Source organism: Stenotrophomonas sp. C-A, assembly GCF_054030835.1.
On record NZ_CM132916.1, the window covers coordinates 4,291,708 to 4,317,533 of the forward strand.

Here is a 25,826-nt window from a genome sequence, read left to right on the forward strand (position 1 = left end):
GACGGTGTCCGATCGGTTCTGCGACGGACATCGCGGGCAAGTTTCATGCCTCGTTGACGGCATTCCGACAGCCGACGGGTGTCACGGTTCTGGACGCGGGTCGAATGGGGCCGCCCAAAAAGAAACCCGCGCCGAAGCGCGGGTTCCGGGGTCACGACCGAACGGCGATGGATCAGCCGCGCAGCTGCTCCAGCGCGGCGTTGAAGGTCGCGCTCGGGCGCATCGCCTTGCTGGCCTTGGCCACGTCCGGGCGGTAGTAGCCGCCGATGTCCACGGCCTTGCCCTGCACCGCGATCAGCTCTTCAACAATCTTCTGCTCGTTGTCGGTCAGTGCCTTGGCCAGCGGAGCGAAGCGCGCCTTCAGTGCAGCATCTTCGTCCTGCGCGGCCAGGGCCTGGGCCCAGTACAGCGCGATATAGAAGTGGCTGCCACGGTTGTCGATGCCACCCAGCTTGCGCGACGGCGACTTGTCGTTGTCCAGGAACTGGCCGTTGGCTTCGTCCAGCGCCTTGGCCAGCACGCGGGCGGCGGCGTTGTCGTAGCGGTTGCCCAGGTGTTCCAGCGAGGCGGCCAAGGCCAGGAACTCACCCAGCGAATCCCAGCGCAGGTAGTCTTCTTCGACGAACTGCTGCACGTGCTTCGGGGCCGAACCACCGGCACCGGTCTCGAACAGGCCACCACCGGCCATCAGCGGCACGATCGACAGCATCTTGGCGCTGGTGCCCAGCTCCATGATCGGGAACAGGTCGGTGAGGTAGTCGCGCAGCACGTTGCCGGTCACCGAGATGGTGTCCTCGCCCTTGCGGATGCGGTCCAGCGAGAACGCGGTCGCTTCCACCGGCGGCAGGATGCGGATGTCCAGGCCGTTGGTGTCGTGGTTCTTCAGGTACTGCTCGACCTTGGCGATGACCTGCGCGTCGTGGGCGCGGGCGGCATCCAGCCAGAACACGGCCGGGGTGCTGCTCAGGCGGGCGCGCTCGACGGCCAGCTTGACCCAGTCCTGGATCGGCGCGTCCTTGGTCTGGCACATGCGCCAGATGTCACCGGCTTCCACAGCGTGCTCGAACACCACGGTACCGGCATCGTCGGTGACCTTGACCACGCCATCGGCAGCGATCTGGAAGGTCTTGTCGTGCGAGCCGTATTCTTCGGCTTTCTGCGCCATCAGGCCGACGTTCGGCACCGAGCCCATAGTGGCCGGGTCGAAGGCCCCGTGCGCCTTGCAGTCGTCGATGACGGCCTGGTACACGCCGGCGTAGCAGCGGTCCGGAATGACCGCCTTGGTGTCCTGCAGCTTGCCTTCGGCATTCCACATCTTGCCGGAGTCGCGGATCATCGCCGGCATCGAGGCGTCGACGATCACGTCGCTCGGCACGTGCAGGTTGGTGATGCCCTTGTCCGAGTTGACCATGGCCACGCCCGGGCGCTGTGCGTACTCGGCAGCCAGGTCGGCTTCGATCGCAGCGCGGGTGGCTTCGGGCAGCGACGGCAGGCGCGCAGCCAGGTCACCGATGCCGTTGTTGGCATCGAAACCGGCCTGCTTCAGCACGTCGGCATGCTTGGCCAGCACGTCCTTGTAGAACTCGTTGACGGCCACGCCGAACATGATCGGGTCGGAGACCTTCATCATGGTCGCCTTCAGGTGCAGCGAGAACAGCACGCCCTGGGCCTTGGCATCGGCGATCTGCTCAGCGATGAACGCGGCCAGCGCCTTGCGGCTCATCACGGCGGCATCGACGATCTCGCCCGCCTTGACCGCGGTCTTTTCCTTCAGCACGACGGTGCTGCCGTCCTTGCCGTGGAAGGTGATCTTCAGCGCACCGGCGTTGGCCAGGGTGGCCGACTTCTCGCTGCCGTAGAAATCACCGGCGGCCATGTGCGCGACGTGCGACTTCGAATCCGACGCCCAGGCGCCCATGCGGTGCGGGTGCTTGCGCGCGTAGTTCTTCACCGACAGCGGTGCGCGGCGGTCGGAGTTGCCTTCGCGCAGCACCGGGTTCACCGCACTGCCCTTGACCTTGTCGTAGCGCGCCTTGTAGTCGCGCTGCTGGTCGTCGGCCGGGGTTTCCGGGTAATCCGGCAGCGGATAGCCCTGGTCCTGCAGTTCCTTGATGGCCGCCTTCAGCTGCGGCACCGAGGCGGAGATGTTCGGCAGCTTGATGATGTTGGCGTCCGGGGTGGTCGCCAGCTGGCCCAGCTCGGCCAGGTCGTCGCTGACCTTCTGCGCGTCACTGAGCAGTTCCGGGAACAGCGACAGGATGCGGCCGGACAGCGAGATGTCACGGGTTTCCACCACGATGCCGGCGGTGGCGGTGTAGGCGCCGACGATCGGCAGCAGCGACTGGGTCGCCAGGAACGGGGCTTCGTCGGTCAGCGTGTAGAGGATCTTGGACATGGGGGACTTGGACTCTGTAGCAATGCTCAGGGGAAGGCCGGCGCCAGCGCCGGGCCACGTGCAACCGTGTCGCTTTCCCCCGTCGCCGTCAGGGCGCGCGCGCGGCGGGGAAACCCCTGCATTGTCGCGTTTTCAGCCGCGCGGGGCAAAGCCGCGCCATACGCGGCGGTACTGGACCGCTGTGTTTCGTCGTTGGCTCGCTTCCGGTCTGGAAGCTGAGGCTTGATGGCTAGTTCGACTTCCCGCTCGTGGAGGCACGCATGACCCACTCCGACAATCGCTGCCCCCACTCGGCACGCCTCGGACAGGTCAACGTCTGCGCGCGCTTGCTTTGCTGGAAGTTGCAGACACGGAATCCCCCAACGACGGCGGCCAGGCTGGCGAGTTCATCAGCCGTCGCTGCAGCACCTCGGATGTGCAGCGAACCGGCGCCAGACGATCCGGGCCGAACGTAGACATCGTACCGGGTGGAACGTCCTTCCGACCTTACGTATCCCGACACGGCATATCCGCCGTCCGTGAAACGCAGATCCGGCGTGCTTCCTGACGCAGGCTTTTCGGGGGCGTCGCCCTCGTAGATCAGGGCGACTTCCCTACTATCATGCCTGATGCGGTGCAGACCAAAGTCAACAGGTGCCTCGTAGGTCACGGACATGCCTGTCGGCACGCGCACACAGGCGCCGTATAGGAAGTGGTCGCAACTGTAGCTCCAGAGATTCGCAGGTCCCATTGCGAGCGTGAGCGCAATCCAGCTGAGCATCCTGTCCCCCGACCTGTCCGTGTTCCGTTCAGCGTATCCCGCTAGCCCCCCAAAGCGGGCATCGCGCAATAAAAAAGGACGCAGCCTCGCGGCTGCGTCCATCGTGAGCCCTGCCGGGAGAGAGTCGGCAGGACTTACTTGACCTCGAACTCCTGCGGCGTTCCGGCCGCCTTGCCATCGACGGTGACCTCGGCGCGGTACTTGCCGGCCGGCCAGCCCTTTGCATTCTTGAACGTGACGTTGGTGGTTTCCGCACCGCTGGTGTTCAGGGTGGCGTTCTGTTCGCCGGCCACCTGGCCGTCCTGGTAGGTCAGCTTCGCGCCAACGGTGACATTGTTGGCGGCACCGTCGGTCTTGACCGAGACGATGACGTCGTCCTTCGGTGCGAACAATGCCGTGGTCGCAACCGACTTGTCGGCGGCTGCGGTCTTGCCGACGGTGACCGCCGAGACGCTCACTGCAGCAGCTTCGGCCATCGGCGGCGGTGCGCCGGTCATCGGTGCAGGTGCAGCCGGTTCGGCCGGGGCGGTCGCTGCCGGAGCGGCGTTGGTGTCGGTCGACTCTTCTTTCTTCTTGCAACCGACCAAGGCGACGCTGCCCAGCAGGGCGGCGATCAGGGCGGTCTGGAGCGGGGTGGTCTTGATCATTCGGGGTTCCTCCCAGGGATTGTCGGACGGCGTTCGATGGCCGGCTTACTTCGGCGGCAGCTTCAGGGTCTGGCCCGGGAAGATCTTGTCCGGGTCATCAAGCACATCGCGGTTGGCTTCGAAGATCTTTTTCCAGGCGTTGGCGTCGCCCAGATGCTGCTTGGCGATCTTCGACAGCGAGTCACCCTTCTGCACGGTGTAGGTGCCGCCGCTGACAACGTCTGCGGTGCTGTCCACCGAGGCGCTGACGCCGGAGAAGTCCGCCTTCGGCACCTGCTCGGCGGTACTGTCGACACTGCCACTGACACCGGAGAAATCGGCTTTCTTCTCGGTACTCATCCACAACTCCCGTCTGCATGACTACGTGGTTCGCACGGTGCCATGGAGGTTGTTAAATGGGGATGGTGCAGATGTGAAGCCGCCCCCGGGGGCGGCTGAACAATCGGGAGAGAAGGTATCCGGTCGTGCCGGCCGCTGGCCGGCTTGCCCTGGACACCGGTTCCACGTGGTTGCCGGCCAGCGGCCGGCACGACCGGTAACCGCCTGCTGGGTTACTGCCGCAGTTCGCGGTAGGTCGCAGCCGGGGCGGTGATGCCGGCGCTGGCACGCCAGGGATTGATATCCAGGCCACCACGGCGGGTATAGCGGGCCTCCACTTCCAGCCACTGCGGCTGGCAACGCGAAGTCACCTCGCTGAAGATCCGCTCAACGCACTGCTCGTGGAACTCGGCGTGCTCGCGGTAGCTGACCAGATAGCGCAGCAGGCCGGCACGGTCGATCTTCGGCCCGCGGTAACGCAGGCTGACCGTGGCCCAGTCCGGCTGGCCGGTGACCGGGCAGTTGGACTTCAGCAGCGACGAGACCAGAGTCTCCTCCACCACCTCGCCCGCATCGGCGGCGAGGAAGCCCGCCTGCGGCGGGCCGTAACAGTCGATCTCCACGTCCAGCCCGTCGATGGATTCACCGAGCGGCGTCTCACGCAGGCCCGGCAGGCCGAACTCGACCTGGACCGGCGCACCGGCGCAGGCCGACAGGTCGGCCACCAGGCGCTCGCGCAGTGCCTCGGCGCTGTCGATGCGGGTGCTGTTGAGGGAGTTGAGGTACAGCTTGAACGACTTCGATTCGATCAACCGCGGCGAAGTGCATGGCACCTGCACGGTGGCGACGGCGACTTGCGGCTTGCCACGCGGGTCGAGCCAGCTCAGCTCGAAGGCGTGCCAGCGGTCGTGGCCGACGAACGGCAGCGCGGCATCGTCGAGGCCGATCTCGGCGCGGGCGCCGCTGCGCGGGATGGGAAACAGCAGGCCGGGATCGTACTGCGACGGGTAACTGACCTCGCGACCGAGGCTGGAATCCTGTGGGGTGTTCATGGGGGTCATTGTATCGCGCGGAGGGCGGGCCTTCGGGCGGGCCGGCCAACGGCGGAGCCCCTCCGTGGTGGTTCAGGGCAGGATCTCGGTGTCGGCCGGGAGGGTGGGTTGGCTGGGGGCCGCTGCAAGTACGTCCATGTAAGCTCGGTCGCCGCTTGCTCGTGCGCGCAGTCCTGCACGCACGGCAAGGCCAGGGTTGGGCGTCCTGCCCAACCCGCCCGAGGCATGCCTCGGGCCCATGCGGCTCACGCCCCCAGCCAACCCACCCTCCCGGCCACGGACAGTTTCCTGCGCCACCACGGGAAGGATCAGAAAAATCAAAATCAAAAGCCGATCCTTCAGACGTTCATGACGTCCGCCGTGTCGACCAAGGTCGACACCTACCAAAGCAGGATGTCGTTCCGACAGCCGCGGGAAACTGTCGAAGGCGGGGTGGGTCCGGTGGCAGGGGCGTGAGCGCCATGGATGGCGCGACCGAGGCTACAGGGACGTACTTGCGCCGTCCCCTGCCACCGGACCCACCCCGCCATCCCACGGATAGCCAGCTTTTGCCGTTGCTCCGGCTGTTGCCGTTGCCTCGGCGGGTGCAGGGCTGCAAGCCCTGCCGGTAACCCTCACCCCGCCGGGGTGCCGGCACCGTGCAGGTAATCCAGGCTCACCTGCAGCAACGCGCGCAATCCCACATCCAGCGCCTTCTCATCCAGCAGGAACTTCGGCGAATGATTGGCCGGTGCCGTCGCCGGGTCGATGCCCACGCTGGTGGAACCCACGAAGAAGAACATGCCCGGCACTTCCTTCGCGTACAGCGAGAAATCCTCCGCACCCATCTGCAGCGGCGGCTCGTACACGTTGTCCTTGCCCACCACCGCCTGCAGGCTCGGCAGCATCTTCGCGGTCAGTGCCGGGTCGTTCACCGTGGCCGGGTTGCCATCGGCCTCGTAGATCTCGGTCACCGCCTTGGCGCCATGCGCGGCGGCGGTGTGCTCGGCCACGTTGCGCAGGTCGGCAAAGATCTGCTGGCGCATGCCTTCGTCGAAGGTGCGGATGGTGCCAACCATCTCCACTTCATCGGGAATGATGTTGTAGCGGATGCCGCCGTTGATCGCGCCGAAGGTCAGCACCGCCGGTTGCTTGGACAGGTTGGCGCGGCGGCTGACGATGGTCTGCGCGGTACCGACCAGATCGGCGGTGGCGACGATCGGGTCAATGCCGTTCCAGGGGGCCGAGCCATGCGTCTGGCGACCGATCACCTTGATCCCGAAGCGGTCCGACGCTGCCATCAGCGGGCCACCGCGCACGGCGATCTGCCCGGCCTGCACACTGGAGAACACGTGCAGGCCGAATACCGCCTCCGGCTTGAAGTCGGCGAACAGGCCTTCCTTCAGCATCAGTGCGGCACCGCCCTCTTCCGGCGGCGGTGCACCTTCCTCGGCCGGCTGGAAGATCAGCATCACCTGGCCCGGCAGGTCCTTCTTCATCGCCACCAATGCTTCGGCCACGCCCAGCAGGGTGGCGGTGTGCGCGTCATGGCCGCAGGCATGCATCACGCCCACGGTCTGCCCGCGGTACTGGTCGGTGGCCTTGGAGGCGAACGGCAGGCCGGTCTGTTCGGTCACCGGCAGCGCGTCCATGTCCGCGCGCAGGGCGATCTTCGGGCCCGGCTTGCCGCCTTCGATGATCGCCACCACGCCGTGGTGGGCGATGCCGGTCTTCGGCTTCAGGCCCATCGCACGCAGGCGCTTGGCGACCTCGGCCGAGGTTCGCACCTCGCGGTTGGACAACTCCGGGTGCTGGTGGAAGTCACGGCGCCATTCGACCACCTTGGCCTGCAGGCGCTGGGCGGCGGCGGTCACTTCGGGACGTTGCCCGTCCTGGGCATGGGCAAGGACCGGCAGGGCCAGCAGCAGGGCGGACAGCAGCAGCGAACGGCGCATCGCAATCTCCACGGCAAAGGGGGTTCCAGCTGAATGTAGGGCAACGCCGCCGCCACGGGAACCTCCGCGGCCAGATCCGGTCATAGCGCCCGTCCCATCCGTCATGCAGGAAACGTGATGTGGCGCAGGTATGCTTTGCGCATTGCCAACCGGGGCCGCGCCCCGTCCAGTCCTCTTGGAGTCCTTGAATGTCACGTGTTTGGAAGATCGTGCTGCTGGTCGTGGCGGTACTGGTGCTGGCCGTGGTCGGCCTGCGCGTACTCGGCGGGGGCAAGGACAAGGCCGGTGGCGCGGCAGCAGCTGCGCGCCAGGGCGGTGAAGACCCGGATGCCGGCCCGGTACCGGTAACCGTGGTGGATGCGGCACGTCAGGACGTGCCGGTCTTTGCCAGCGCGCTGGGCACGGTGACGGCAATGAACACCGTCACCGTCAGCCCGCAGGTGGGCGGACAGCTGATGAGCCTGAACTTCCGCGAAGGCCAGGAAGTGAAGAAGGGCGATGTGCTGGCGGTGATCGACCCGCGCACCGCCCAGGCCAGCTATGACCAGGCGGTGGCATCCAAGCGCCAGAACGAGGCGCTGCTGGCCACCGCGCGCTCCAACTACCAGCGCTCGAACGCGCCGGAGTATCGCCAGTTCGTCGCCAAGACCGATCTGGATACACAGCGAAACCAAGTGGCACAGTACGAAAGCGCAGTCGCGGCGAACGAGGCCAGCATGCGCTCGGCGCAGGTGCAGCTGCAGTACACCAAGGTCACCGCGCCGATCACCGGCATCGCCGGCATCCGCGCGGTCGACGCCGGCAACGTGGTCAACGCCGGCACCGCGCTGGTCACGCTGACCCAGATCCATCCGATCCACGTGCTGTTCAACCTGCCCGAGCGCCAGCTCGGCGATGTGCGCCAGGCGCAGGCCGCCGGTGCGGTACCCGTCGCGGCACTGGACCGCGCCGATTCGCACGTGCTGTCCGGTGACGGCAAGCTGGACGTGGTCGACAACCTGATCAGTGCCGACAGCGGCACGTTCAAGGCACGCGCGATCTTCGACAACACCGACAACGGCCTGTGGCCGGGCCAGTTCGTCAACGTGCGCATGCAGCTGCGCACGATTGCCGGCGGCGTGGTCATCCCGACCCAGGCGGTGCTGCGCGGGCCGGATGGCGAGTACGTCTATGTGGTGCAGGGCGACAGCACGGTGAAGATGCAGACCGTGCGCAGCGGAGTGGAAGTAGGCGACAGCCAGGTGCAGATCGCCGAAGGCCTGAAGGGCGGCGAGCGCGTGGTCAGCGAAGGCCAGTTCCGCCTGAAGCCGGGCAGCAAGGTCACCGCGCTGAAGCCGGGCGAGACTCCGGTCGCACCGACCGAGGCCGAACTGAAGGCGGCCGAGCAGAAGAACGGTGGCGGCAGTGGCCGTCGCGGTGGTGGCCCGCGCTGAGCGCAGGCCACAGTTCTCCCTCGCGCCGGCACACCTGCCGGCGCCGACATTGAAGTGCCAGCAAGGATCAGTCCGTGGGCTTTTCGACGATCTTCATCCGCCGCCCGATCGCCACCTCGCTGTTGATGGCGGGCCTGTTGCTGCTCGGCATCCTGGGCTACCGCAAGCTGCCGGTGTCGGCGCTGCCGGAAATCGATGCACCCAGCCTGGTGGTCACCACCCAGTACCCCGGTGCCAATGCCACCACCATGGCTTCGCTGGTCACCACCCCGCTGGAGCGCCAGTTCGGGCAGATTTCCGGGCTGGAGTTGATGACCTCGGATTCGTCGGCGGGCCTGTCGACGATCATCCTGCAGTTCTCGATGGACCGCGACATCGACATCGCCGCGCAGGACGTGCAGGCGGCGATCCGCCAGGCCACCCTGCCCTCGTCGCTGCCCTACCAGCCGGTCTACAACCGGGTGAATCCAGCCGACGCAGCCATCGTCACCCTGAAACTGACCTCTGACACGCGCCCGCTGCGCGACGTCAACAACTACGCCGACTCGATCCTGGCCCAGCGCCTGTCGCAGGTGCAGGGCGTCGGCCTGGTCTCGATCGCCGGCAACGTGCGCCCAGCCGTGCGCATCCAGGTCAATCCGGCGCAGCTTTCGAACATGGGCCTGACCCTGGAAGAGCTGCGCAGCGCGCTGACCCAGGCCAACGTCAATGCACCCAAGGGTTCACTGAACGGCAAGACCCAGTCCTACAGCATCGGTACCAACGACCAGCTCACCAGTGCCGCCGAGTACCGCGACACCATCATCAGCTACAAGAACGGCCGTCCGGTGCGTTTGTCCGACGTGGCCGAAGTGGTCGATGGCGTGGAGAACGACCAGCTGGCCGCCTGGGCCGATGGCAAGCCGGCGGTGCTGCTGGAAGTGCGGCGCCAGCCCGGCGCCAACATCGTGCAGACCGTCGAGCGCATCCGCGCGATCCTGCCGCAGTTGCAGGGCGTGCTGCCAGCCGACGTGCACCTGGAGATCTTCAACGACCGTACCGAGACCATCCGCGCCTCGGTGCATGAAGTGCAGTTCACCCTGATCCTGACCATCGGCCTGGTGGTCGCAGTGATCTTCGTGTTCCTGCGCCGGCTGTGGGCCACGATCATTCCCTCGGTGGCAGTGCCACTGTCATTGGCGGGCACTTTCGCGGTGATGGCCTTCACCGGCATGTCGCTGGACAACCTCTCGCTGATGGCGCTGGTGGTGGCCACCGGCTTCGTGGTCGACGATGCGATCGTGATGATCGAGAACATCGTGCGTTACATCGAGCAAGGCAAGAGTGGCAAGGAAGCGGCCGAGATCGGTGCGCGCCAGATCGGCTTCACCGTGCTGTCGCTGACCGTGTCACTGGTGGCGGTATTCCTGCCGCTGCTGCTGATGCCCGGCGTCACCGGCCGCCTGTTCCACGAGTTCGCGTGGGTGCTGAGCATCGCCGTGGTGCTGTCGATGCTGATCTCGCTGACGCTGACCCCGATGATGTGCGCCTACCTGCTCAAGCCCGACGCCTTGCCCGAGGGCGAGGACGCGCATGAGCGTGCGGCGGCGGCCGGCACGCAGAACCTGTGGACGCGCACCGTCGGCCTGTACGAGCGCAGCCTGGACTGGGTGCTGGACCACCAGCGCCTGACCCTGGCCGTGGCCGGCGGCGCACTGGTGCTGACCGTGCTGCTGTACGTGCTGATTCCCAAGGGCCTGCTGCCCGAACAGGACACCGGCCTGATCACCGGCGTGGTGCAGGCCGACCAGAACATCGCCTTCCCGCAGATGGAGCAGCGCACCAAGCAGGTCGCCGAAGCGCTGCGCCAGGATCCGGATGTGACCGGCGTGTCGGCCTTCATTGGCGCGGGCAGCATGAATCCCACGCTCAACCAGGGCCAGCTGTCGATCGTGCTGAAGGAGCGCGGCGAGCGCGATGGCCTGGATGAGATCCTGCCGCGCCTGCAGAAGGCGGTAGCCGGTATTCCGGGCGTGGCGCTGTACCTGAAGCCGGTACAGGACGTGACCCTGGACACCCGCGTGGCCGCCACTGAGTACCAGTACTCGTTGTCGGACGTCGATCCGGCGACGGTGGCCACCCAGGCCACGCGCCTGACCGAAGCGCTGCGCAATCGCCCGGAACTGGCTGACGTCGACAACAACCTGTCCAACCAGGGCCGCGCCCTCGAGCTGAACATCGACCGCGACAAGGCCAGCGTGCTGGGCGTGCCGATGCAGACCATCGACGACACGCTCTACGATGCGTTTGGCCAGCGCCAGATCTCGACCATCTTCACCGAACTCAACCAGTATCGGGTTGTGCTGGAAGTGGCGCCGGAGTTCCGCACCAGCACCGCGCTGATGGAACAGCTGGCCGTTGCCTCCAATGGTGCCGGTGCGCTGACCGGCACCAATGCCACCAGCTTCGGCCAGGTGACCTCGTCGAATTCATCGACGGCTACCGGCATCGGCGCGCAGAACACCGGCATCACCGTCGGCGCCGGCAGCATCATTCCGCTGTCGGCACTGGCCGAAGGCAAGGTCAGCAGTGCGCCGCTGGTGGTCAGCCACCAGCAGCAGCTGCCAGCGGTGACGGTCTCGTTCAACGTGGCGCCGGGCTATTCGCTGTCCGACGCCGTGCGTGCGATCCAGGAGACCAAGGATAGCCTGGACATGCCGGCACACCTGCATGCCGAATTCATCGGCAAGGCCGCCGAATTCACCGGCAGCCAGACCGATGTGGTGTGGCTGCTGCTGGCCTCGCTGGTGGTGATCTACATCGTGCTGGGTGTGCTCTACGAGAGCTACATCCACCCGATCACGATCATCTCCACGCTGCCGCCGGCCGGTGTCGGCGCGCTGCTGGCGCTGATGCTGTGCGGGCTGAGCCTGTCGGTGGATGGCATCGTCGGCATCGTGCTGCTGATCGGCATCGTCAAGAAGAACGGCATCATGATGGTGGACTTCGCCATCGAGGCCCGCCGCGCCGGTGCCAACGCACACGAAGCGATCCGCCGCGCCTGCCTGCTGCGCTTCCGCCCGATCATGATGACGACGGCTGCGGCGATGCTCGGCGCGCTGCCGCTGGCACTGGGTACCGGCATCGGCTCGGAGCTGCGCCGCCCGCTGGGCATCGCCATCGTCGGCGGCCTGCTGCTGTCGCAGCTGGTGACCCTGTACACCACGCCGGTGATCTACCTGTACATGGAGCGCTTCTCCGAATGGCTTGCCCGCCGCCGCGAGCAGCGCGCACTGCGCAACGGTTCGCTGCAGGAGCCGCAGGCATGATCCACGCCCCGCTGCTGCGGGGGGCCGCACGATGAACCTGTCCGGCCCCTTCATCCGCCGTCCGATCGGTACCGCGTTGCTGGCCATCGGCCTGTTCATGGTCGGCCTGATCTGCTACCTGCGGCTGGGCGTGTCGGCGCTGCCGAACATCGAGATCCCGGTGATCTTCGTGCACGCCAGCCAGTCCGGCGCCGATGCGGCGACCATGGCCTCTACGGTCACCGCGCCGCTGGAACGCCACCTCGGCCAGCTGCCGGGCATCGACCGCATGCGCTCGTCGAGCTCGGAAGGCAGCTCGCTGGTGTTCATGATCTTCCAGAGCGGCCACAACATCGATTCGGCCGCGCTGGACGTGCAGACCGCGATCAACTCGGCGCAGGCCGACCTGCCTTCGGGCATGGGCTCGCCGATGTACCAGAAGGCGAACCCGAACGACGACCCGGTCATCGCCATCGCGCTGACCTCGCAGACGCAGTCGGCCGATGAGCTGTACAACGTCGCCGACTCGCTGCTGGCGCAGCGCATCCGCCAGATCAGCGGCGTTGCCTCGGTCGACATCGCCGGTGCCTCGACGCCGGCGGTACGCGTGGACGTCAACCTGCGCCTGATGAACGCCCTCGGCCTGACTGCCGATGATCTGCGCAACGCCGTACGCGCAGCCAATGTCACCTCGCCCACCGGCTTCCTCAGCGATGGCAATACCACCACCGCGATCATCGCCAACGATTCGGTCGCGCGTGCGGCCGACTTCGCCGACCTGGTGGTCAAGACCCAGGGTGACGGCCGGGTGATCCGCCTGAAGGACATCGCCAACGTCTACGACGGCCAGCAGGATGCCTACCAGGCCGCGTGGTTCGACCACAAGCCGGCGGTGGTGATGTACGTGTTCACCCGTGCCGGCGCCAACATCGTGGAGACCGTGGACCGGGTCAAGGCGCAGATTCCGACCCTGCGCGACTACCTGCAGCCCGGCACCACGATGACGCCGTACTTCGACCGTACGCCGACCATCCGCTCGTCGCTGCATGAGGTGCAGATCACCCTGCTGATCAGCCTGGCGATGGTGGTGCTGACCATGGCGCTGTTCCTGCGCCGGCTGGCGCCGACGCTGATCGCCGCCGTAACCGTGCCGCTGTCGCTGGCCGGTGCCGCGCTGGTGATGTACGTGATGGGCTTCACCCTGAACAACCTGAGCCTGCTGGCGCTGGTGATCGCGATCGGCTTCGTGGTCGACGATGCGATCGTGGTGATCGAGAACATCATGCGTCACCTCGACGAGGGCATGCCGCGGATGCAGGCGGCACTGACCGGTGCCCGCGAGATCGGCTTCACCATCGTCTCGATCACCGCCTCGCTGGTGGCGGTGTTCATCCCGCTGCTGTTCGCCAGCGGCATGATGGGCGCGTTCTTCCGCGAGTTCACCGTCACCCTGGTGGCAGCGATCGTGGTCTCGATGATCGTCTCGCTGACGCTGACCCCGGCGCTGTGCAGCCGCTTCCTCAGCGCCCACGACCACACGGCGCCGCCGTCACGCTTCGGCCGCTGGCTGGATGCCGGCCACGAGCGCATGCTGCGCATCTACACCGTGTTCCTGGACTTCTCGCTGCGCCACGCGCTGCTGCTGTCGCTGACACCGCTGCTGCTGATCGGTGCAACCATCTTCCTGTTCGGTGCAGTGAAGAAGGGCGCGTTCCCGCCGCAGGACACCGGCCTGATCTGGGGCCGCGCCAACTCCAGCGCTACGGTCTCCTTCGAGGACATGGTCAGCCGCCAGCGCCGCATCACCGACATGCTGATGGCCGACCCGGCGGTGAAGACAGTGGGCGTGCGCCTGGGCAGCGGCCGCCAGGGCTCCAGCGCACAGTTCAACGTCGAGCTGAAGTCGCGCAAGGAAGGCCGCCGCGAAACCACCGCGCATGCCCTGGCGCGACTGAGTGCGAAGGCCGACCGCTACCCCGACCTGCAACTGCGCCTGCGCGCGATCCAGGATCTGCCCAGCAACGATGGCGGTGGCTCCAGCCAGGGCGCGCAGTACCGCATTTCGCTGCAGGGCAATGACCTGGCGTCGCTACAGGAATGGCTGCCCAAGCTGCAGGCGGAGCTGAAGAAGAACCCGAAGCTGCGCGACGTCGGCACCGACGTGGACAATGCCGGCCTGCGCCAGAACATCGAGATCGACCGTGCCAAGGCAGCCCGCCTGGGTGTTTCGGTCGGCGCCATCGACGGCGCCCTGTACGGCGCGTTCGGCCAGCGCCAGATCTCGACCATCTATTCGGACATCAACCAGTACAGCGTGGTGGTCAACGCCCTGCCCTCGCAGACCGCTACGCCGGCGGCGCTCGACGAGGTGCATGTGCGTGCGCGCAACGGCGACATGGTGCCGCTCACTGCGGTGGCCAAGCAGGTGCCGGGGCTGGCGCCTTCGCAGATCACCCATGAAAACCAGTACACGACGATGGACCTCAGCTACAACCTGGCGCCGAACGTGAGCATGGGCGAAGCCAAGGCGATCATCGACGCCACCGTGGCCGGCATGCGCATGCCCGGCGACATCCGCCTGGCCGATGATGCGGGGTTCGGGTTCAACTCCGATCCCAGCGACATGCTGATCCTGGTGTTTGCCGCGATCCTGACCGTGTACCTGGTGCTGGGCATGCTCTACGAGAGCCTGATCCATCCGGTCACCATCCTGTCCACGCTGCCGGCGGCGGGCGTAGGTGCGCTGCTGGCGTTGTTCGCCACCAACACCGAGCTGTCGGTGATCTCGATGATCGCGCTGGTGCTGTTGATCGGCATCGTCAAGAAGAACGCGATCATGATGATCGACTTCGCGCTGGTGGCGCAGCGCGAGCATGGACTGGCACCGCGCGAGGCGGCACGCGAGGCCAGCATCGTGCGCTTCCGCCCGATCATGATGACCACGATGGTGGCGATCCTGGCGGCGGTTCCGCTGGCGATCGGCCTGGGCGAAGGGTCCGAGCTGCGTCGTCCGCTGGGTATCGCGATGATCGGCGGCCTGCTGTTCTCGCAGAGCCTGACCCTGCTCAGCACGCCGGCGCTGTACGTGATCTTCTCCTGCCTGGCCGAGCGCTGGCGGGCACGTCGCGCACGCAGGCGCGAAGCGAAGCTGCTCAAGCGCGCACAGCGGGCGTAGAAGGGCCCATCCGCGCATGGCGCGGATCGACTGAAACGGTAGCGCCGGGCCATGCCCGGCGGGTGCGGACCGTCGGTCCGCACTCCATATTTCACGCGCACCCCGCAATAATGAAGCTCGATCCTTCCACCGAGCCTGCATGTCCGCCCGCGAATCCCGCCTCAGCCGCCTGTGGGCCCACGAAAAGGCCAGCTACGGCCTGCGCGTGTTCATCGCCCTGACCGCAGCGCTTGCCGTGTGCTGGCAACTGGATGCGCTCACCGCCCTGCCCGGCGTGTTCCTCGGCATCATCGCCAGCGCCATCGCCGAGACCGATGACAACTGGTGGGGGCGTACCAAGGCGGTACTGCTGTCGCTGCTGTGCTTCTGCCTCGCCGCCGCCTCGGTGATCTGGCTGTTCCCCTGGCCATGGATCTTCATCGGTGCGCTGGCGCTGTCCACGTTCGGGCTGACCCTGCTGGGTGCGCTCGGCGAACGCTACGCGTCGATCGCCCAGGCCACGGTAACGCTGGCGATCTACACCATGATCGGGCTGGAGCAGCATGGCGCCAGCGACCTGCACAGCGCGCTGGAAGCGGTCAGCCACCTGCTGGCCGGTGCGGTCTGGTACGGCCTGCTGTCGATCCTGTGGACCGCGCTGTTCGCCAACCGCCCGGTCCGCGAACGCGTGGCGCGCCTGTACGTTGAACTGGGCCGCTACCTGCAGTTGAAGGCAACACTGTTCGAGCCGGTGCGCGAGGCTGACCTGCAACGTCGCCAGCTCGACCTGGCCGAGCAGAACCGGCGCGTGGTCGGTGCGTTGAACGAGGCCAAGACCGCGATCCTGGCCCGCTTCGGCCGTTCCGGGCGGCCAGGCGTGAACTCCGGCCTGTACCTGCGCCTCTATTACATGGCACAGGATTTCCACGAGCGCGCCAGCTCCTCGCACTACCCGTACGGTGCGCTGGTCGATGCTTTCTTCCATAGCGATGTGCTGTACCGCTGCCAGCGCCTGCTCGACCTGCAGGGCCAGGCCTGCGCGCGGCTGGGCGAGGCGATCCGCCTGCGCCGTCCATTCGTGTATGGCGAAAGCAACCAGCAGGCCGGACGCGATCTGGCCGATGCGCTGGCCTACCTGCGCGACCAGCAGCGGCCGCAGTGGCAGCGACTGCTCGGCTCGCTCGACCTGCTGGTGCACAACCTGCGCAGCATCGAGCGTCGCCTGCTGGATGCGGAGCGTTCCGAGGCCAGCCTGGACAACGTCGATACGCGCCTGCGCGACAGCAACCCGCACACTCTGCGCGAGATGGGCGTGCGCGTGCGCCAGCAGCTCACGCCCGGTTCGGTCCTGTTCCGCCACGGCCTGCGCATGGCATTGGCGCTGATCGCCGGTTTCGCGGCAATCCGCCTGTTCAATGCCCAGAACGGCTCATGGGTGCTGCTGACCATCGTGTTCGTTTGCCGCCCCAACTTCGGTGCCACCCGCCAGCGCCTGGCGCAACGCATCGTCGGCACCGTGGCCGGCCTGGTACTGACCTGGGCGCTGCTGCAGCTGTTCCCGCAGCTGCACGTGCAGCTGCTGATCGCGCTGCTGTCGGCGCTGTTGTTCTTCTTCACCCGCACCGACCGCTACCTGGTGGCATCGGCGGCGATCACGGTGATGGCCCTGACCTGCTTCAACCTGATCGGCGATGGCTTCGTGCTGATCGTGCCGCGCATGGTCGATACGCTGCTGGGCTGCGCAATCGCCGCCGCGGCTGCGTTCCTGATCCTGCCCGACTGGCAGGGCCGCCAGCTGCACCTCGTGCTGGCGCGCGTGCTGGACACCGCCGCACGCTACCTGGATTCGGTACTGGGCCAGTATCGCAGCGGCATGCGCGATGACCTGGCCTACCGCATCGCCCGCCGCGACATGCACAACGCCGATGCCGCGCTGTCCACCGCGCTGTCGAACATGCTGCGCGAGCCGGGCCACGTGCGCCGCAACCTCGATGCCGGTTTCCATTTCCTGGCGTTGTCCAACATGCTGCTCGGCCATCTCTCGGCGCTGGGTGCGCACCGCGACCAGGTGGACAGCTACGCCGGTGATCCGCTGGCGCTGGCCGCCGGTGAGCGCGTGCGAAAGGCGCTGCAGCAGCTGTCCTCGGCCCTGGCCGCACGGCAGCCGGTCAGCGAGGACGACAATGACGCCGACCGCGCGGTGGCCGCCGAGCTGGAGCAGATCGATGAGGCGATGCCGCCGAAGCTGCAGCTGATCCGCACGCAGATGGCGCTGGTGCTGCGGATGCTGCCGAAGGTGCGGGCGGCAGCGAATGAGGCGGTGACCAGCCTGACCTGATCCCTCACCGCTGAATCAGGCATTTCATCCACGCACGGCGTGGATCTACTGCGCCGTGTGCAACGGCGCGTTGCGCCTGGCGCTGCAGTTCGATCACGCCGCCACGCGGATACTGGGCAATCCCCCGCTCCGGATCATCGTCATGAAAATCGAACTCAGTGGCCGCACCGCGCTGATCACCGCCTCCACCGCCGGCATCGGCCTGGCGATCGCCCAGGGTCTTGCCGCAGCGGGTGCGCGGGTCATTCTCAACGGCCGCAGCACCGACAGCGTCGAACGCGCCCGCCAGCGCCTGCTCGCCGCCGTTCCGGGTGCCGACGTGCTCGGCGTGGCCGCCGACCTCTCCGATGCGGCCGGCGTCGACACGCTGCTGGCGGGCCTGCCCAAGGTCGACATCCTGGTCAACAACGCCGGCATTTTCGGCCCCGAGGACTTCTTCGAGACCGAAGACGCCACCTGGGAGCGTTACTGGCAGACCAACGTAATGTCCGGCGTGCGCCTGTCGCGTGCGTTGCTGCCGGCGATGGTGGCAGCCGGTTGGGGCCGCGTGTTGTTCATTTCCTCCGAATCGGCACGCAACATTCCGGCCGACATGATCCATTACGGAGTCAGCAAGACCGCGCAGCTGTCGCTGTCGCGCGGCCTGGCCAAGCGCGTGGCCGGCAGCGGCGTCACCGTCAACGCGGTGCTGCCCGGCCCGACCCTGTCCGACGGCTTTGCGGCGATGTTCGAAGATGAACGCCAGCGCAGTGGCAAGCCACTGGAGCAGATCGGCCGCGAGTTCGTGATGGCACACCGGCCGTCTTCGGTGATCCAGCGCACCGCCACGGTCGAGGAAGTAGCCAACATGGTGGTGTACCTGGCCTCGCCGCAGGCCTCCGCCACCTCCGGTGCGGCACTGCGCGTGGATGGCGGCGTGGTCGACGATATCGTCTGAGATCTTTCAAAGTGTGCGGACCAACGGTCCGCACCCACAGGTCCGCACCCACAGCGGATGGGCAGGAATGCTAGGCTGCGCCGGTCAAGGAGGCTCCATGTCCGGTCACAACCAGTTCGCCCTGCTGCGCCAGCGCCGTTTCCTGCCGTTCTTCGTCGTCCAGGCACTTGGAGCGTTCAACGACAACGTGTACCGGCAGGCGATCATCAGCATGTTGCTGTTCATGGCCGTACCGGAGGAAGAACTGGGGCTGTATGCCACGCTGGCACCTGCCATCTTCATCCTGCCGTACTTCCTGTTCTCGGCACTGGCCGGGCAGATCGCCGACAAACTGGAAAAATCGCGACTGATCGTGATCACCACCACCATGGAGATCGTGATCATGTCGCTGGCGGCCACGGGCTTCCTCACCCAGAGCCTGCCGGTACTGCTGGTCGCGCTGTTCTGTACCGGCATGCAGTCAACCCTGTTCGGACCGGTGAAGTACTCGGTACTGCCCTCGGTACTCAAGCCCGAAGAGTTGACCGGTGGCAACGGTCTGGTTGAAATGGGCACCTCGATGTCGATCCTGTCCGGCATGATCGTCGGCGGCCTGGTGTTCACCGTGGCCGGCAGCCACGGCACCGTAGTGGCAGCGTGCGCGATCATCGCGCTGGCCATCTGCGGCAACATCGCCGCGCGCCTGATTCCCAAGGTCGATGCCGGCGACCCGAACCTGAAGATCAACTGGAACCCGCTGCCGGAGTCGCTTGCGGTGCTGCGCATGGCGCGCCAGCAGAAGGCGGTGCGCAATTCGATCCTGGGTGTGTCCTGGTTCTGGTTCGTCGGCACCGTGCTGACCTCGCAGCTGCCAGCCTATGCCGTGACCAACCTCGGCGGTGAGCCGACCCTGTACATCTTCGCGCTGGCCCTGTTCTCGGTCGGCACCGGCATCGGCTCGCTGCTGTGCGAGAAGCTGTCGGCACGCACGGTGGAAATCGGCCTGGTGCCGCTGGGTGCGTTCGGCATGACCGCGTTCCTGCTCGACCTGTACTTCGCCCGCAGTGGCGAAGCAACGGTGCACGGGCTGACCATCGGCGCGTTCCTGCAGCAGCCGGGCAGCATCCGCATCGTCATCGACCTGATCGGCATCGGCCTGTTCACCGGCATCTTCGTGGTGCCACTGTTCGCGCTGATCCAGAGCCGCACACCGAAGGCCCAGATGTCGCGCGTGTTCGCCGCGCTGAACATACAGAATTCCGGTTTCATCGTCGGCGCAGCCCTGCTGTCGCTGGCCGCGCACAAGCTGCTGCACTGGACCATTCCGCAGCAGTTCCTGGCGCTGGCCATCGCCAACGCGCTGGTGGCGATCTACATCTTCACCATCGTCCCCGAATTCCTGATGCGCTTCCTCAGCTGGCTGATGGTGCGCACCCTGTACCGGCTGCGCCCGCACGGCATCGAAGCGAACGTGCCCGACGAAGGCGCCGCGCTGCTGGTCTGCAACCATGTCAGCTACATGGACGCGCTGATCCTGTCGGCGACGATTCCGCGCCCGGTGCGCTTCGTCATGTACTACAGGATCTTCAACATTCCGGTGATGCGCTGGATCTTCCGCACCGCCAAGGCGATCCCGATTGCCGGTGCACGCGAGGACCCGGCGCTGATGCAGCGCGCGTTCGATGAGATCGACGCCGCACTGGCCGAAGGTGAGCTGGTCTGCATCTTCCCGGAAGGTGCGCTGACCAGGGATGGTGCGATGGCACCGTTCAAGTCCGGCGTCGAGAAGATCCTGGAACGGCGGCCGGTGCCGGTGGTGCCGATGGCGCTGCGCGGCATGTGGTCGAGCATGTGGAGCCGTCGCGACAGCCGCCTTGGCCGGATGCGCGTGCCACGCCGTTTCCGTGCCACCGTCGAGGTGGTGGCCGCACCGGCCGTGGATGGCCACAGCACCAGCGCTCCGGTGCTGGAGGCCCAGGTGCGGGCCTTGCGCGGCGATCACGCCTGACGGTACCGGCCCGCCAGGCGGGCCCGGCAACCTCCCCCACATACGTCACCGTCCAGTGGCGTACGCGACATGTCGTGACTGTAAACGCATACATGCAACGTCGGTTGCGGTAGATTACGCACCCACAGGGGGGAGGTCCGGCCGATACATCACGGCCGGCCACCAAGGAATGGAGTCTCGCTTTGAATCAACCGCCACCGCTCAGCCGTCCGGTCTACATCCCCAACCATCTGGTCTGGGCGATCCTGACGACGCTGTTCTGCTGCCTGCCGTTGGGCGTGGTGTCGATCGTCTATGCCTCCCAGGTCGATGGCCGCCGCGCGGCCGGCGACCTGCCGGGGGCCTACAGCGCGTCGCGCAAGGCGGGCTGGTGGGCAGTGGCTTCGGCCGTGGCCCTGCCGGTCCTGTTGCTGTTGTGGTTCGGGCTGTTCGGCGGCTTGGCCGTACTGGGCGCTCTTTCCGACCAATGATTCACCACCACCACCCATCAAGGAGCTTGAACCCATGAACACCGCTACTCCGCAGGTCCCGAACAACCTGGTCTGGGCGATCCTGACCACCCTGTTCTGCTGCCTGCCGGCCGGCATCGTGTCGATCGTCTACGCCGCCCAGGTCAACGGCAAGCTGGCCGCTGGCGACATCGCCGGCGCCCAGGATTCGGCTGCCAAGGCCAAGAAGTGGGCCATCTGGTCGGCCATCGCCTGGGTCGTCGTGGTCGTGCTGTACGTGCTGTTCTTCGTTGTGCTCGGCGGCATGGGCGCGATGAGCAACAGCAGCTACTGATGCGCCTGGACGGATCCGGCGCCTGCGCCGGATCCGTTGTTGCATGTCCGCGCTTCCCGCTCCTTCCCGACTCGCCCGCTGGGCACCGCTGCTGGTTTCCGCCGGCCTGGCCGTGGGTGCCACAGTGGTCCTGCGCAACGTCAATCCGTATGTCGCCGGCAATCCGTTGCCGAGCTGCCCGCTGTACGCCCTGACCGGCCTGTACTGCCCGGGCTGTGGCAGCACGCGCTGCCTGTATTCCCTGGTCCACTTCGACCTGCCCGGCGCGATGGCGATGAACCCGCTGCTGGTCATCAGCCTGCCGTTCCTGCTGCTGATGCTGCTGAACATCGCCGGCATCCGCCCGCGCGTGCTCGACCCGCTGATGCGGGTACTGGCCAATCCCGTGTTCTGGCTCTGGGTGCTGCCCGGGTATGCGCTGCTGCGCAACCTGCCGTGGGCACCGTTTACCGCGCTGGCGCCGATCTAGGTTTCCAGCCAACGGCGCAGCCCCTCGTGGTGGGCCGGTATCTGAAGGCAAAAGCGCCGGGGTTGGCCGGGCGGGTGGGCTGCGCAGGGGCCGCTGCAAGTACGTCCATGTAAGCTCGGTCGCCGCATCCATGCGGCTCACGCCCCTGCGCAGCCCACCCGCCCGGCCACGGACAGTTTCCGTGTGCGTCCACCACGGAAAAGAAAGAGAAGATCAAAAGCGGAAGCGGATCGCTTCGCTCTGCATCCACGCATGGCGTGGATCTACCGTGTCGACCAAGGTCGGCACCTACCCGCAATCGCAGGTCACCCACCGCCACCGGGAAACCATCGGGGGTGGGGCGGTGTGGGGCTGCAGGACCGTTGGCGCCATGGATGGCGCCATCGAGCCCCCAGGGACGGGTTTACGGCGTGTCCTGCAGCCCCACACCGCCCCGCCCAACCCTCAGCAACCCAGAGCCGCTGTTGCTGTTGCTGTTGCTGTTGCTGTTGCCTCTGCAGGTGCAGGGCTGCAAGCCCTGCAAAAACCACTACGTCACCCAGCCTGCAATCACCAGCAGGGCGAGGATCGCCAGCCACAGCAGCAGCATCCGCCACACCAGGCTCATCGCATCACGCAGGTCCGGCAACCGCTGCCACACCGGCAACAGCCCCGCCTCGGTGTAATCGTGCGCGTCCTCGCGCAGTTCGGCGTTGACGCTGGCCCGCGCCACCGCGCCCAGGAACCCGATGTTGCCGGCCAAGCGCTCGCCATGGGCCTGGCGCCAGGCCTTCCACGCCGTATCGAAGTTGCCCACCAGCGCCATCGAGAATGCCATCAGCTGTGCCACCGGCCACTCGATCCAGCCCAGCAGCCGCTGTGCCAGCGCCAGCGGCTCCACCGGCACACGGGCACGCATCGGGCTTTCCGCCATCAATGCCAGCAGGCGATAGCCCAGCGCACCGGCCGGGCCCAGCAGCAGGAACCAGAACAGCACCGCAAACCAGCGCCGCAGTGCATTGAGCACGGTCGCCTCGACCAGCGAGGGCACGTCCTCGCGCAGGCTGCCCCCGGCCGACTGCAGGTTGCGCACGGCCGCCTGTCGCGTCGCCGCGTCATCGGCATCGATGATGGCCTCGATATCGCGGTCCAGGTCGCGTGGCCCCCAGCACCAGGCCAGCACGCCCACGCCCAGCAACAGCGACGGCAGACCGAACAGCACCCCGCGCAGCAGCCACGCCAGCAGCGCCATCAGCAGCAGCGGCGGCAGCAATGCCAGGGCCACGCCTGCCGGACCCTGCCAGGCCTTGCCGCCGCGCGCGTCCAGCCAGCCCAGCCAGCGCCGGAAGCCGTCGAAACGGCGCAGCGAGGCGGCAGCGGCCGGGGCAACATGGCCCAGGGCCAGTGCCACCAGCACGGCGGCCAGAGTGGTGAACATGGCAGGTCTCCCTACGAAACAGAACGCTCGGCGCCGCTACCTTACCTGTCGCAGCGGCGCCCTCAGCGGTGAACCGGACTGTAACCCGGGCCGTGTTCAGGTGGCGGCAATACAGCTGCCACGAACGGACCGGCAGCGGTTCGGGTTCAGCCCTTACTGCTGGCGGTACCAGTGTTCGATCAGGCCGCGCGAAATCGAGATCGGCGGCGACAGGCGGATGCCCTGGCCATCGTCCTCCACATCGCGTGCCAGTGCCGCGCCCACCTCGTCGGCGCTGAACCAGCGCGCGTCTTCCAGCTCGCCATCCACGGTCGGCAGGTCATCCTGCGCCTGTGCACGGAAACCGATCATCAGCGCACCCGGGAACGGCCACGGCTGCGAGCCGAGGTACTGGCAGGCGGTCACCCGCACCTTGCTCTCCTCGTGCACTTCGCGCACCACGGTCTGCTCGAAGGTCTCGCCGGGTTCGACGAAGCCGGCCAGCACCGAGTAACGCCGCGGTGCCCAGTTGGACTGCCGGCCCAGCAGCAGCCGGCCCTGGTTTTCCACGGCGACGATCACGGCGGGATCGACACGCGGGTAGTGCTCGGTGGAACACTGCGCGCAACGACCGACGAAACCCCCACGGGCAAACGCCACGGCGCCGCCGCACACACCGCAGAAGCGGGTGCGCGAATGCCAGTAGGACATGCCGCGGGCATAGCTGAAGGCGGTCGCATCGGCCATCGACCACAGCAGAGCGGCCTGGCGCAGGTCGAGGCGACGTGGTGCGGTGACCGTGACGCCGGCGGCTTCAACCGAGAACCACGCTTGTTCCCCGCGCAGGCCGAGGAAGATCGCGGAGCCGGGACCACCACCGATGTCGGCGCCGGTCAGCGCCAGCGGCTGGTCGTCATCGCCGGTGAAGGCGCTGCCGTCCTGATCGAGCACGAGAATGCGCGCACCCGGCCACAGGCGCGCCAGTGCATCGGCATCGTCGCGCAGGGCATCGGCGCGCTCCAGCGGTTCGCCAACGAAGGCGAAACCGGAAAGCGGCGAAGAAGTATTGGGCATCCGGCAAGCGTGCCGCCAATCGATGCGGGTGGCAAGCCGCAGGCTTTGCGCAAACCAGCTGTGGGTGTGGAGCTTGCTCCACACACCTTGTCGCGCGGGACGCAGGCCCCGCGCCTGCTTACATGCTGAAGCTGCTGCCGCAGCCGCAGGTGGTCTTCGCGTTCGGGTTGCGAATCACGAACTGCGCACCGGTCAGGCTCTCGGTGTAATCCACCTCGGCGCCCATCAGGTACTGCAGGCTCAGCGGGTCGACCAGCAGGGTCACCCCGCTGGTCTGTACCGCCAGGTCGTCCTCGGCACGGTTCTCGTCGAACTCGAACCCGTACTGGAAGCCCGAACAGCCACCGCCTTCGATGTACACGCGCAGGGCCAGGTCGGGGTTGCCCTCTTCCTGGATCAGGGATTTGACCTTGGCGGCCGCCGACTCGGTGAAGTTCAGCGGGCGCTCCAGCGACTGGTAATCGGGCGCGGCAACCGGGGTGGTGCCGGGCAGGGAGACTAGCGTGCTCATGCCGTCAGCATGGGGGTGCCGAGGATGGCTTTCAAGCCATCGCCTCGGCCAGCTTGCGGCGTGCGGCGGTGTCACCCTTGCCACCATTGGCCTCTTCGCCTTCCGGAGCCGGCAGGGCGGCCATCGGGGCGCTGGCATGGATCAGGCGACCGTTCAGCTGGGCGCCCGCATTCATCTCCACCACCTGGTAATGGACGTTGCCATTGACCCGTGCGCTCGGGGTCAGTTCGACCTTCTCGGTGGCATGCACGTCGCCGTCCAGGCGGCCACTGATGACCACCACCTGGGCACGGATCTCGCCCTCGATCACGCCATGCTCGGCGACCGTCAGGGTCGCGCCACTGGCGCCTTCGGCGGCGATCACCTTGCCATGGATGCGGCCTTCCACATACAGGCCCCCACTGAATTCCACATCACCGCGGATCACCACCTGGTTGCCGATCAGGGCATCCACCACCAGCTGGCCTTCACGGTTGGATTTGCTGCTTCCGAACATCTGCCTACTCCCCTTTGCTGGCCGGCGCACCGGCCTGTTTCCAGTCGAATACCTGGGTGGTACCCCCCGTACCACTCCCCAATGTCACCCGCACGCGTTGCGGGGTGAAGTCAGCCGGCAGCATCACGCTGCCGGTGAGCTGCTGGAAGTACCGGAACGAGTAATCCTGTCCCGGCACTTTGCTGCGCTGGTGCAGATCATCCCAGCTGATCGTGGCCAGCTTGCCGTTCTTGACGCCTTCCACGGTGAAACGCATCTGCCCCTGGCTGATGGCGCCACGGTTGAGGTTCTGGGTCAGCACGGCGGTGTACTGCCAGGTGCCGGCCGCTTCCGGGCTGAACTCGATCGAATGGGTGTTCAGGCCCTTGCGCTGGCTGGTGGAACCCACCAGTCGCTCATAGAAGGCGACGTCGGCACGCAGGCCGGCGATCTCTTCATCGCGCTCGGCCAGCGAGGACTGCACCTCGGTGTTGGCGGCGCGGCTGATGCGGTCGGAGGCTTCCAGCGTGGCCTGCTTCTGGCGCAGTTCGGTCAGCTGCGCCTGCAACGTCTCGGCACGCTTCTCGGCAGCCTGCAAGCGCTGGCCCTGGGCGTCGCGCGGCGTTGCCATCCAGCAGCCACCCAGCACCGCCAGCACCAGGCTGAGCAGCCAGATGCCGCCGATCACCAGCAGGCGGCGACGGTCGGCCGGCGGTTGTGGTGCGCCGGGCAGGCGGACCTGCACGCGCATGGGAGGACGGTTGGTCATGGGTGGATTCCGGGGCATCGCGAGGGCGACACCGGTACGGCCCCTGTGGCAAACGACGGGCTAGTGTATGACAGGACGGGTGGGTTTCCTGCGCAGTGGCGAGCCAC

General features: G+C 66.8%; 19 protein-coding genes. 9 read left to right on the forward strand and 10 right to left on the reverse strand.

Features of this window, described 5'->3' with window-relative positions:
* Positions 1-172 precede the first annotated feature (172 nt).
* The 5 genes from ACW5IY_RS19940 to ACW5IY_RS19960 form a co-directional block, all read right to left on the reverse strand.
* Complete coding sequence (locus tag ACW5IY_RS19940) at positions 173-2,395, reverse strand: NADP-dependent isocitrate dehydrogenase (RefSeq protein ID WP_049436829.1); 2,223 nt, start codon at positions 2,393-2,395, stop codon at positions 173-175.
* Positions 2,396-3,289: 894 nt separating this feature from the next.
* On the reverse strand, positions 3,290-3,802 hold the full coding sequence (locus ACW5IY_RS19945) for a hypothetical protein (protein WP_049436828.1): 513 nt from the start codon (positions 3,800-3,802) through the stop codon (positions 3,290-3,292).
* A gap of 45 nt (positions 3,803-3,847) precedes the next feature.
* Positions 3,848-4,141: a LysM peptidoglycan-binding domain-containing protein gene (locus ACW5IY_RS19950; RefSeq protein ID WP_005419771.1), complete on the reverse strand. Its 294-nt coding sequence runs from the start codon at positions 4,139-4,141 to the stop codon at positions 3,848-3,850.
* A gap of 212 nt (positions 4,142-4,353) precedes the next feature.
* The gene (gene queF, locus ACW5IY_RS19955; RefSeq protein ID WP_049436827.1) at positions 4,354-5,172 is read right to left on the reverse strand and encodes an NADPH-dependent 7-cyano-7-deazaguanine reductase QueF; all 819 of its coding nucleotides are present in this window, start codon (positions 5,170-5,172) and stop codon (positions 4,354-4,356) included.
* 614 nt (positions 5,173-5,786) lie between these two features.
* Positions 5,787-7,106: a M20 family metallopeptidase gene (locus ACW5IY_RS19960; protein WP_049433673.1), complete on the reverse strand. Its 1,320-nt coding sequence runs from the start codon at positions 7,104-7,106 to the stop codon at positions 5,787-5,789.
* Between the two features lie 188 nt (positions 7,107-7,294).
* Between ACW5IY_RS19960 and ACW5IY_RS19965 the strand changes: the two genes are divergently transcribed.
* The 9 genes from ACW5IY_RS19965 (at position 7,295) to ACW5IY_RS20005 (ending at position 21,494) form a co-directional block, all read left to right on the forward strand.
* The gene (locus ACW5IY_RS19965) at positions 7,295-8,539 is read left to right on the forward strand and encodes an efflux RND transporter periplasmic adaptor subunit (protein ID WP_049433672.1); all 1,245 of its coding nucleotides are present in this window, start codon (positions 7,295-7,297) and stop codon (positions 8,537-8,539) included.
* A gap of 74 nt (positions 8,540-8,613) precedes the next feature.
* Positions 8,614-11,847 carry an efflux RND transporter permease subunit gene (locus tag ACW5IY_RS19970; protein ID WP_049433671.1) on the forward strand — a complete coding sequence of 1,078 codons (3,234 nt, stop codon included), beginning with the start codon at positions 8,614-8,616 and terminating at the stop codon, positions 11,845-11,847.
* Between the two features lie 31 nt (positions 11,848-11,878).
* Positions 11,879-15,001, forward strand: a complete 3,123-nt coding sequence (locus tag ACW5IY_RS19975; protein ID WP_049433670.1) for an efflux RND transporter permease subunit — start codon at positions 11,879-11,881, stop codon at positions 14,999-15,001.
* Between the two features lie 139 nt (positions 15,002-15,140).
* Entirely contained in the window at positions 15,141-17,318 is a 2,178-nt protein-coding gene (gene yccS, locus ACW5IY_RS19980; protein ID WP_043397338.1) for a YccS family putative transporter, read from the forward strand.
* Between the two features lie 142 nt (positions 17,319-17,460).
* Positions 17,461-18,255 carry an SDR family NAD(P)-dependent oxidoreductase gene (locus tag ACW5IY_RS19985; protein WP_049433674.1) on the forward strand — a complete coding sequence of 265 codons (795 nt, stop codon included), beginning with the start codon at positions 17,461-17,463 and terminating at the stop codon, positions 18,253-18,255.
* Between the two features lie 97 nt (positions 18,256-18,352).
* The gene (locus tag ACW5IY_RS19990; RefSeq protein WP_049433669.1) at positions 18,353-20,242 is read left to right on the forward strand and encodes an MFS transporter; all 1,890 of its coding nucleotides are present in this window, start codon (positions 18,353-18,355) and stop codon (positions 20,240-20,242) included.
* Positions 20,243-20,424: 182 nt separating this feature from the next.
* Positions 20,425-20,712: a CD225/dispanin family protein gene (locus ACW5IY_RS19995; protein WP_005419784.1), complete on the forward strand. Its 288-nt coding sequence runs from the start codon at positions 20,425-20,427 to the stop codon at positions 20,710-20,712.
* Between the two features lie 34 nt (positions 20,713-20,746).
* Positions 20,747-21,025: a CD225/dispanin family protein gene (locus ACW5IY_RS20000; RefSeq protein WP_010481000.1), complete on the forward strand. Its 279-nt coding sequence runs from the start codon at positions 20,747-20,749 to the stop codon at positions 21,023-21,025.
* Between the two features lie 43 nt (positions 21,026-21,068).
* On the forward strand, positions 21,069-21,494 hold the full coding sequence (locus ACW5IY_RS20005) for a DUF2752 domain-containing protein (protein ID WP_049433668.1): 426 nt from the start codon (positions 21,069-21,071) through the stop codon (positions 21,492-21,494).
* Positions 21,495-22,023: 529 nt separating this feature from the next.
* Here the strand turns inward: ACW5IY_RS20005 and ampE are convergent.
* The 5 genes from ampE to ACW5IY_RS20030 all read right to left on the reverse strand — a co-directional run bounded on the left by ampE (position 22,024) and on the right by ACW5IY_RS20030 (position 25,719).
* Positions 22,024-22,911 (reverse strand): regulatory signaling modulator protein AmpE, encoded by an 888-nt coding sequence (gene ampE, locus ACW5IY_RS20010; RefSeq protein ID WP_010482632.1) that lies wholly within the window; start codon positions 22,909-22,911, stop codon positions 22,024-22,026.
* A 153-nt stretch (positions 22,912-23,064) separates the two neighbouring features.
* Entirely contained in the window at positions 23,065-23,964 is a 900-nt protein-coding gene (gene nudC / locus ACW5IY_RS20015) for an NAD(+) diphosphatase (protein ID WP_010482633.1), read from the reverse strand.
* A 118-nt stretch (positions 23,965-24,082) separates the two neighbouring features.
* Entirely contained in the window at positions 24,083-24,475 is a 393-nt protein-coding gene (erpA, locus tag ACW5IY_RS20020; RefSeq protein ID WP_010482634.1) for an iron-sulfur cluster insertion protein ErpA, read from the reverse strand.
* A 31-nt stretch (positions 24,476-24,506) separates the two neighbouring features.
* The gene (locus ACW5IY_RS20025) at positions 24,507-24,971 is read right to left on the reverse strand and encodes a bactofilin family protein (RefSeq protein ID WP_010482635.1); all 465 of its coding nucleotides are present in this window, start codon (positions 24,969-24,971) and stop codon (positions 24,507-24,509) included.
* A 4-nt stretch (positions 24,972-24,975) separates the two neighbouring features.
* Positions 24,976-25,719 (reverse strand): DUF6776 family protein, encoded by a 744-nt coding sequence (locus ACW5IY_RS20030; protein WP_005411304.1) that lies wholly within the window; start codon positions 25,717-25,719, stop codon positions 24,976-24,978.
* Between the last annotated feature and the right edge of the window lie 107 nt (positions 25,720-25,826).